The organism is Actinomadura latina NBRC 106108, from assembly GCF_001552195.1.
GTDB lineage: Bacteria > Actinomycetota > Actinomycetes > Streptosporangiales > Streptosporangiaceae > Spirillospora > Spirillospora latina.
Genome location: NZ_BCQS01000024.1, coordinates 40,169 through 46,168, shown reverse-complemented (window position 1 = coordinate 46,168; position 6,000 = coordinate 40,169). Strand labels below are relative to the sequence as shown.

The 6,000-nt window shown below is 78.5% G+C and carries 7 protein-coding genes; 2 read left to right on the top strand and 5 right to left on the bottom strand.

Features of this window, described 5'->3' with window-relative positions; translation table 11 throughout:
- The 3 genes from AL2_RS26775 to AL2_RS26765 form a co-directional block, all read right to left on the bottom strand.
- Positions 1 to 595: HemK2/MTQ2 family protein methyltransferase (locus AL2_RS26775; RefSeq protein ID WP_067638264.1), on the bottom strand; the 595-nt coding region annotated here is incomplete at its 3' end.
- A complete protein-coding gene (locus AL2_RS26770) occupies positions 592 to 1,740 on the bottom strand; it encodes an iron-containing redox enzyme family protein (RefSeq protein WP_083946938.1) in 1,149 nt (382 codons plus the stop codon). The genes AL2_RS26775 and AL2_RS26770, both read right to left, overlap by 4 nt.
- Entirely contained in the window at positions 1,737 to 3,095 is a 1,359-nt protein-coding gene (locus tag AL2_RS26765; protein ID WP_067638262.1) for a carboxylate-amine ligase, read from the bottom strand. Before AL2_RS26765 ends, AL2_RS26770 begins: the two co-directional genes overlap by 4 nt.
- Before the next feature lie 180 nt (positions 3,096 to 3,275).
- Between AL2_RS26765 and AL2_RS26760 the strand changes: the two genes are divergently transcribed.
- Together AL2_RS26760 and AL2_RS26755 are read left to right on the top strand one after the other, a co-directional pair.
- Positions 3,276 to 3,887, top strand: a complete 612-nt coding sequence (locus AL2_RS26760; protein WP_067638260.1) for a cysteine hydrolase family protein — start codon at positions 3,276 to 3,278, stop codon at positions 3,885 to 3,887.
- Positions 3,888 to 3,894: 7 nt separating this feature from the next.
- The gene (locus AL2_RS26755) at positions 3,895 to 4,845 is read left to right on the top strand and encodes a GlxA family transcriptional regulator (RefSeq protein WP_067638258.1); all 951 of its coding nucleotides are present in this window, start codon (positions 3,895 to 3,897) and stop codon (positions 4,843 to 4,845) included.
- A 54-nt stretch (positions 4,846 to 4,899) separates the two neighbouring features.
- Here the strand turns inward: AL2_RS26755 and AL2_RS26750 are convergent, their stop codons facing one another.
- Both AL2_RS26750 and AL2_RS26745 read right to left on the bottom strand, forming a co-directional pair.
- Positions 4,900 to 5,667, bottom strand: coding sequence for a sulfite exporter TauE/SafE family protein (locus tag AL2_RS26750; protein WP_067638256.1), 768 nt, complete (start codon positions 5,665 to 5,667; stop codon positions 4,900 to 4,902).
- A 16-nt stretch (positions 5,668 to 5,683) separates the two neighbouring features.
- Positions 5,684 to 5,998: a TetR/AcrR family transcriptional regulator gene (locus AL2_RS26745; RefSeq protein WP_067638254.1), complete on the bottom strand. Its 315-nt coding sequence runs from the start codon at positions 5,996 to 5,998 to the stop codon at positions 5,684 to 5,686.
- Positions 5,999 to 6,000 lie beyond the last annotated feature (2 nt).

The window sequence follows — 6,000 nt, the reverse complement described above, 5'->3', positions numbered from 1 at the left end:
CCCCCAGCCGCGCCGCGCGGCCCCGCATCACCGGCCCGAACGGCTCGCGGTGCCGCGCCACCACCGACGCCCGCATCCCGGCGGCGCGCAACGACACCAGCGTCGCCGCCACCCCGTTCAGCGCCGAATGCACCATCAGCAGCGTCCCCGACGGCGCCAGATGCCGCGGGGCCCGCTCGCAGATCCGGTCCAGCAGCGCGCGGCCGTCCGGGCCGGCCTCCCAGGCGCGGGCTCGGCCGCGCACCGCCCCCGGATCGGCGTCCCCCGCCACGTACGGGGGGTTGGCGACGATCACGTCGAACACCTCGCCGGCCACCGGCGCGAACAGGTCGCCGCGCAGCACCCGGACCGGCAGGCCCCGCACCCGCGCGTTCAGCCGCGCGGCCAGGACCGCGGGCGCCGACACGTCCACCGCGACGACCTCGCAGCCGGCGCGGGCGGCGGCCAGCGCCACCGCGCCGGTCCCGGTGCCGATCTCCAGCACCCGCGCGCCCCGCGGGACCCCCGCGTGCGCCAGGGTCCGGGCCAGCGCGCCCGTCAGCAGCGAGGTGTCGGACTGCGGCCGGTACACCCCCGGCGGTCTCAGCAGCATCATCGCCCGCCCCCTCTCTCGGCCGACGGCGCACCGGAGGGCGTGCCTGACGTTGTGCCGGGCGGTGTCCCGGGCAGGGGGCGGCGCAGCGCCGTTCGCCCCGCCCCCCAGCGGTCCAGCAGGTGGGCGCCCAGGCGGTCCTCCAGCAGCCCGGTCGCGCGGACGCCCAGCACCACGTCCCCGGCCAGGGCGGGTTCGGCGGCCAGCAGCGCGCCGATCACGTCGTGGCGCAGGACCTGCTCGTGGACGGCGTCGGCCTCGATGTGCTCGGTGTAGAACAGCAGGGCGCGCGGGCCGGCGCCGAAGCGTTCCAGGGCCGCGGCCATGCGCCGCGCGGACGGCGCCGTGGTGATCTCCGCGGCGGCGAAATGCCCGACCAGGGCGCCGCGCAGGGACCGGTGCAGCCCGAACAGCGACATCATGTTCACCGTCGCGAGCATCACCGCGGGGGCGGCGTCCACGTAGGCGCCGTAGGAGGGGTCCAGGCCCAGGTCGTCCAGCAGGCCGGCGTACAGGTCCTGGTGGATCATGCCGGGGCGGCCGCCGCCGAACTCATCGTTCTCCACCGCGGCCAGGGCGGTCTTCGCGGGGCCGTGCAGCCGCGGGATCACCCACGCGTGCGGGTCGGCCTCCTTCAGGTGGTACACCGACCGCAGTGCCGCGTGCTCGCGCAGCTGCCACGGCTCGCCGTCGTCGCGCAGGTGGTGGGAGACGCCGCGGGCGTCCACCGGCTCCACCAGCAGCTCCTCCAGGGCGCCCGCCACGTCGTCGCCCGCGCCGCCGGCGGGGACGTCGCGGCGCAGCGCGTCCAGGAACACCGCCTCCAGGTCGCCGCGCAGCCGCAGCAGCGCCGGGTCCCATTCCCAGCCGGGGTCGACGCCGGCGAAGCCCCGGTAGTGCAGTTCGTAGCAGGCGTGCAGGGCCAGCTGCAGGTCGTCGCCGTAGGGGTCGGCGGACGCGGCCGCGGCGGCGGCGGGCAGGCGGGCCGGGTCGCCGGGCGGCGGGCCGGCCCTCAGGGCCGTGATCACGGCCTGCGACAGCGGGCCGCGCGGCGGCGGCGGTGCCGGTGCCGCGCCGGATGCGGCCGCACCGGGCGCGCCGGTGCCGGCACGTGCGCGGGCCCGGGCCGGGGCCTGCGGAGCGGTCATGTCTCCTCCGTGGTCAGGGGGGCGTCCGGCTCCGGTACCCGCTCACGCGCGTCCCATACGTCCGTTTCCTCCCCAGGGGCCGCATCCGGCACGCCGGGCCGCGGATCGGGCGGCAGGTCGGAGGCCAGGTCGGAGGCCAGGTCGGGGACCAGGTCGGGGGGCGCGCCGGGTTCCCCGGTGAGCCCGCCCGACACGGTCTGCCGCGCCAGCATCTCCACCACCGCGCGCGGGCCGCCGTGCCGGGCGGCGCGGCGCTGGCGGTCCGCGCCCGTCCCGGCCCTGCGGACCGCCTCCAGCAGCGTGAACACGGTGTCCAGGTCGCCGGCGTCCTCCAGGGCGGGGGCGGCGCGGGCGACCAGGTCGTCCACCAGCCGCCACGCCGGGACGGCCCGCAGCGTGACCGGGTCGGCCAGCGCGCCGCCCAGGCCGTGCCGGGCCGCGTTCCACAGCGCCGCCGCGCACACCTGCCCGTCCGCGCGGGGCGCCTCCCGGCCCGCCGCCAGATCGGCCAGCGCGGCGCCCACCAGGCCCCGCACCAGCGCCGCCTGCAGCACCGCCTCGTCCGCGGTCGCCGCCGAGTCCGCCGCCCGCACCTCCACCGTCGGCCACCGCGGCGACGGCCGCGCCAGCCAGAACGTCATCGCCGCGTCCACCAGCACGCCCGCCTCCACCAGCGCCGCGACCCGCGCGTCCCACGCGGCCGCCGACGCCGACCACGGCGGCACCCCCGCCCCCGGGAACCGCGCCATCTCCACCATCCGGCGGCCCGCGTAGCCGGTCGGGCGGCCATGGTCGAACGGCGAGTTCACCGACAGCGCCAGCAGCACCGGCAGCCACGGCCGCAGGTGGTTCACCACCGCCACCGCGGCCTCCCGGTCCGGGACGCCGACGTGGACGTGGCAGCCGCACGCCTGGTAGTCCTCCACGACGTCCCCGTAGGCGGCCATGATCTCGGCGAACCGGTCGCCGCGCGCGGGCGGCGGCGGGCGGCCGTTTAGCACCGGGGTGCCCGACGCCACCAGCCGGGCGCCGCCCGTCCTGGCCGCCGCCGCCAGCCGCGCCCGCGCGAACCGCAGCTGCCCGCCGAGGTCGGCCAGGTCGCGGCACACCCCCGTCGCGGCCTCGACCTGCGAGGCCAGCAGCTCGGGCTGGAACGAGCCGCCCGACCCCGCCCACCGGTGCGCGCCGGCCGCGGCGAGGACGCGCCCGGCGTCCGGGACGCACTCGCCCGACACCGCGTCCACCAGCAGGAACTCCTCCTCCACCCCGACGGTCGCCGCCCCGGCGCCCGCCGGGACGCCGCGCGCGGTCCCGTTCCGGCCCGCGCCGTTCCCGCCCGTGCCGTGCACGCCCATGTGCTGCCCCCTCGATCGTGCGCACCCCGTCCACCGGGGGGAATGCCCTTCCAGGACGTCCCCTCCCGCCACCGGCCAAGATCCTTCCGCCGGGCCGTCCCGGGCGGGTGACCGGATCGTTCCGCAGCGCGCCGGGATCATGCCTGCCGCGACCCGCCCGGACCGGCCAGGATCGGTGGCATGAACCGAGCGCTTCTCGTCATCGACGTCCAGGAGTCCTTCCGCCGCCGCCCCCTCTGGGACGCGGTGTCGGCGCCCGACATCGCGTCCCGCGCCGCCCGCCTCACCGCCGCGGCCCGCGCCGCCGGCGACCTGGTCGTGTGGATCCTGCACGCCGAACCCGGAACCGGCGGCGTGTTCGACCCCGACCTCGGCCACGTCCGCCTCATGGACGGCCTGGCGCCGGGGCCCGGCGAACCCGTCCTCACCAAGACGTCCCGCAACGCCTTCACCACCACCGGGCTGCAGCAGCTCCTGACCGCCCGCGGCATCGGCGAGGTCGTGGTCTGCGGCATCCAGACCGAGCAGTGCTGCGAGACCACCGCCCGCCTGGCCGCCGAGCTCGGCTACCGCGTCACCTTCGTCACCGACGCCACCGCGACCTTCCCCATCGAGCACCGCGACGCCCCGTCCGGACGGCCTCTCGCCGAGATCCTCGCCGACCCCGCCACCCTTCCCGTCGACCAGGTCATCGCCCGCACCGAGTACGCGCTCGCCGGCCGCTTCGCCGCCATCGCCGGCCTCGACGACCTGGCCCCTCGGACCGACCCCGCGGCCGCGCCGGTAGGCTGACCGGATCGTGAACCGCATCGTCTTCCTGCTCGTCCCCGGGCTGCACCTGCTCGACCTGGCCGGCCCCGCCCAGGTGTTCTCCACCGCCGCCGACAACGGCCTGCCCTACCGGCTCGCCTACGTCGCCGACCAGCCCGGGGCCGCGCACCAGGACGAGCAGGACGAGCAGGACGGGCGGGAGGTGCCCACCGCGCAGGGGCTGCCGCTGCGCGCGCCCGCCGCATGGCCGGACCTCACCGCCGCCGACACCGTCCTGGTCCCCGGATGGCGCTGGGGCGCCGGCACGCCCCACGCCCCGCCGATCTCCGCACGGGCCGCCCGCCGCCTGGCCGGCCACCACGCCGCCGGCGGCACCGTCGCCAGCGTCTGCGCCGGCGCGTTCGCGCTCGCCCACGCCGGGCTGCTGGACGGCCGCCGCTGCACCACCCACCACGAGCTGCAGGACGACCTCGCCCGCCGCCACCCCCGCGCCGTCGTCGTCCGCGACGTCCTCTACGTCACCGACGGCCGCGTCCTCACCTCCGCCGGCATCGCCAGCGGCATCGACCTCGCCCTGCACCTGGTCGCGGCCCGGCACGGCCCCGGCGCCGCCGCCCGCGTCGCCCGCGCCATGGTCGTGTACGCGCGCCGCAACGGCGACCAGCCGCAGGCCGGCGCCATGCTCCGGCACCGCGCCCACCTGTCCGACCCCGTGCACCGCGCGCAGGACCTCATCGACGGCGGCTACACCCGTCCCCTCCCCCTGCGGCGCCTCGCCGCCGCCGCGGGCGTCAGCGAACGCACCCTCACCCGCCGGTTCACCGCCGCGACCGGCCTCACCCCCCTGCGCTACCAGCAGGAACTGCGCCTTGAACACGCCGCGCACCTCATCGCGCAGGGCGCCACCGCCGACGCCGCCGCCCGCGCCGTCGGCTTCACCGACGCCCGCATGCTCCGCCGCCTGCGCGCCCGCGCCTAGACCCCGCGCCTAGACCCCGCGCCCAGACCCCGCGCCCAGATCCCGGGCAGCGGGTCAGCCGTGCAGCGCCACGTAGGGGGCCAGCACCAGCAGGCTCACCACCAGCGCGCCCTTCAGCACCGCCGCCGGGACCGCCCGCGCGATCATCCACCCCGCCAGCACGCCCGCCAGCTCCGGGACGCCCGTCAGCGCCGCCAGCGGCCAGTCCACCGCGCCCGCGGCGACGTACCCGATCGTCCCGGCGGCGGCGATCACCACCGACTGGGCCTGCGCCGCCGCCAGCGCCGGCAGCACCGGCATCCCCAGCGCGATCAGCAGCGGGACGCTCAGCAGCGGCCCCCCGACACCGAACATCGCGCCGGCCACCGCCACCCCCGCCCCCACCGCGACGGCCGCCGGCCACCCGATCCCGGCCCCGTCCCCGGCCCGCCCGTCCCCCGGGCGCCGCCACAGCACCAGCACCGCGACCAGCGCGATGAACACCCCGAGCAGCGCCCCGAACACCCGGCCCGTGACCAGGCCGTTCGCCAGCACGCCCAGCGGCGTCCCCACCAGGGCGGCGCCCGCCAACAGCGCCGCCGTCCGCCGCGTCGCCTGCTCCCGCAGCTGCCCCGACCGCGTGTAGACGGCCGTGCCGAGCAGCCCCGTGGCGACATTGGTGACGATCGCCGTCCCCGCCACCTGCGCCGGCGACAGCCCGGTGAACGCGAACAGCCCCACCGTGATCAGCACCCCGCCCGGCCCGACCGCGGTGATCCCGACCCCGGCCGCCACCCCCAGCAGCACCAGCCCCGCGACGACCCCGGGCTCCAGCCCCGTCACCGCCCCGTCACCACCGTCAGCGGCCCGGCGGCTGCCGGAGCGCGCCGGACAGGAACACCGTGGTGACGGCGTCGCCGGCCTCCTCGATCGGGACGCCGTCGAGGCGTGCGCCGTCCAGGCTGGCCGTCAGATCGGCCACGGCGGCCTCGTAGAGCGCGTGGAGCAGGGCGTCGCGGGTGGGGAACCGGCTGTCGAGGGCGTCCCGGCCGACCCCCGCGGCGGCGGCGATGTCGCTCATGCTCGCCGACTCGCCGCGCTCGGCCAGCACCGCCGCGGCGGCCCGGAGGATCCCCGCCCTCACCTCGTCGCCGGCGACCGTCCCCCTGCTCATCG

Bases quoted from the DNA above. Each gene is read 5' to 3' on its own strand.
- AL2_RS26770 (WP_083946938.1), bottom strand. From the start codon at position 1,740: ATGACCGCTCCGCAGGCCCCGGCCCGGGCCCGCGCACGTGCCGGCACC.
- AL2_RS26765 (WP_067638262.1), bottom strand. From the start codon at position 3,095: ATGGGCGTGCACGGCACGGGCGGGAACGGCGCGGGCCGGAACGGGACC.
- AL2_RS26760 (WP_067638260.1), top strand. From the start codon at position 3,276: ATGAACCGAGCGCTTCTCGTCATCGACGTCCAGGAGTCCTTCCGCCGC.
- AL2_RS26745 (WP_067638254.1), bottom strand. From the start codon at position 5,998: ATGAGCAGGGGGACGGTCGCCGGCGACGAGGTGAGGGCGGGGATCCTC.